This is a genomic window from Methylobacter sp. BlB1 (assembly GCF_015476545.1).
In the GTDB taxonomy this organism is placed as follows: Bacteria; Pseudomonadota; Gammaproteobacteria; order Methylococcales; family Methylomonadaceae; genus Methylobacter.
Map to the genome: position 1 here is coordinate 1 of NZ_JADMKV010000141.1, position 2,326 is coordinate 2,326.

General features: G+C 41.2%; 2 protein-coding genes. Both read left to right on the forward strand.

Annotated elements, in window-relative coordinates:
- Positions 1-75 precede the first annotated feature (75 nt).
- Positions 76-579: a transposase gene (locus IT781_RS21655; RefSeq protein WP_194972249.1), complete on the forward strand. Its 504-nt coding sequence runs from the start codon at positions 76-78 to the stop codon at positions 577-579.
- 391 nt (positions 580-970) lie between these two features.
- A complete protein-coding gene (locus tag IT781_RS21660) occupies positions 971-1,969 on the forward strand; it encodes an acyltransferase (RefSeq protein ID WP_194972250.1) in 999 nt (332 codons plus the stop codon).
- The last annotated feature ends 357 nt before the right edge of the window (positions 1,970-2,326 follow it).

Below are 2,326 nucleotides of genomic sequence, written 5' to 3' on the forward strand. Positions count from 1 at the left end.
CTGACTCGGTAAAAATCGGCTAGTTTAGCTCAAACCATACCAAATTAACAATGCCCAAATTAGAAAGGATTCACCATGCCATCCCGACGCATAGCTGCCGGGCTTAATGCCGGCACTTACTATCTCACACTAACCGTTCAACGCTGGTATTACCTGTTCGATCGCCATAACCGCTGGCAGATCCTGTCCGATTCAATCCGTTATTGCCAAGACAACAAAGGGCTGGAATTGAACGGCTATGTTTTTATGCTGAATCATATCCATCTCATAGTGACTTCGCCGGATATGGCGGGATTTTTACGGGATTTCAAGCGCTTCACTTCCGGTAAACTCAGGCGCAATCTTGAAAGCACGGAGCCAAATGTATTGAAACTGTTTGTGGATGAGCAGGGCAGTTATCAATTTTGGATGGAGACTAATGCGCCGAAGAAGATTAAAAACCCTGCTTTCTATTTGCAAAAGCTTAACTATATCCATGAAAATCCGGTGCGGAAAAGTTATGTTTCAAGGCCTAAATATTGGTTTTGGTCATCGGCTAACCCGGCCTCGCCGCTCCTTACCAAACTGCTTGTAACATGATGCGCTATGTTGAGCGTAGTCGCTTAGCTTGGGCGGTATAGAAACGTTAGGGACGGGGTTGCAAACCCCGTCCCGCTTGTGGAAATTTTTCAAGCAGTGGCAGGAGGAGAAGTGGCGGGGGGTGAAGCGGTGTTGTTAGATAAAGTCAATAGCTGAGTGTGCTTTATCTCTTATTTACAAGATAACGCATGGCTGAATTTTTGAGCGCGAATTTGGGCATAAAATGGGGAGTTATCTTTGATGTTATCCTGAAACTGTTTTTTATGCTTATTGTATGTTATCCAATTTAGAGAACTTGATTTGGAAGATTATTTTGCCTGCTTAGATTGAGAAAAAATATAGAATATCCAGATCTAGATAATAACTTGTTAGCAGTCAAAAGGGTGCTCAAATGGTTTGGTTGGACAATTCGAGAATAATCGCAATTTTCGCCGTAGTTTTTTTACATGTAGCGGCTGGCGTTGTGATTGAAAGTGTTATTGGCACAGAAAGTTGGTGGGTTGGCAACCTCTATGATTCACTTGTTAGGTGGTGTGTTCCCGTTTTCGTGATGATTAGTGGAGCAGTGTTACTTGATCCACACAAAAAGGAAGATCTAAAGACTTTTTACATAAAAAGGCTATCAAAAATATTTATTCCTATTCTTTTTTGGTCTCTTTTCTTTCTATTATGGGCAGTGTTAAAGGGCTTCGTTAAAGCAGAGCCTTTGTCCTTGGCTTACTTAGCCAGAAAACTTATATCGGGGAAACCGCATTACCATATGTGGTTTTTATACATGATTATACCGCTTTACTTGTTTACACCATTCTTTCGGAAGATTTTAGTCAACTCTACTCGCAACGAAATTACCACCCTAGTTATTATTGCCATGTTTTTATCGGTGTTAAGCGGTATTGGTAACAAGGAATCTCCACTTTTTACTAACTGGTTCTTATCCTACATACCATTTTTCTTTCTTGGTTATTTAATCCGATCTGATGAGCGCAATCATTCAAAGCTTATTTTATGGGGTGTGTTTATAGTTTCATTCATCTTAACAGCAGTGGGGTGTTACGTTGTGGCAAGCAGAAAAGGTTTAGATGCTGGGCTATATTTTTATAATTACACCGGTATCACTGTGGTTCCCATGTCGGTCAGCGTTATGTATCTTTTAAAGTCGTGGACTTTGCCTATTGGCAATGTAGCCCTAAGCAGAAAGTTATCGCTTTTAACTTTGGGGGTTTATCTAATACACCCTGTAATCCTGGAAACCATTCAATATCTCGGATATGGTCCATTCATTTTCTACCCAGCAATATCCATTCCGCTCATAGCTATAGTTGTTTTTTGTTTATCTTTAATTGGAGCGTGGTTAATCTATAAAACGCCATATTTATCTCGTGTTATTTGAAAGCTGCTAACAAGGCGCCACCAGACGTAAATTCCGCTTCCGCAATCCGTAGGGCGCAATACGCTAACGCTATTGCGCCCTACGGATTGCGCCTCACCGAGTTCCGTCAAATACTGGATTACTTAACAACTAACCCAACCTACGCTATTATTTATCGTTAGCTATCATTTAGTGAGTTAATTATGGTTTCATACCGTATTCCAGGGCCTCTAGAGGGATTAATAACAGAGGATATCGACGAAGGCGCCATGTGTAGGACAGCTAGTCCAAGGCCTGGACCTTTAGGAGAATCAATAGACTATAGAAGTGGACCCCACCAATTGGACAGCCATTTATCATTCTTAAGTGATAACCCTG

Excerpts from the sequence above, each read along its gene's own strand:
- IT781_RS21655 (WP_194972249.1), top strand. The coding sequence starts at position 76 with ATGCCATCCCGACGCATAGCTGCCGGGCTTAATGCCGGCACTTACTAT.
- IT781_RS21660 (WP_194972250.1), top strand. The coding sequence starts at position 971 with ATGGTTTGGTTGGACAATTCGAGAATAATCGCAATTTTCGCCGTAGTT.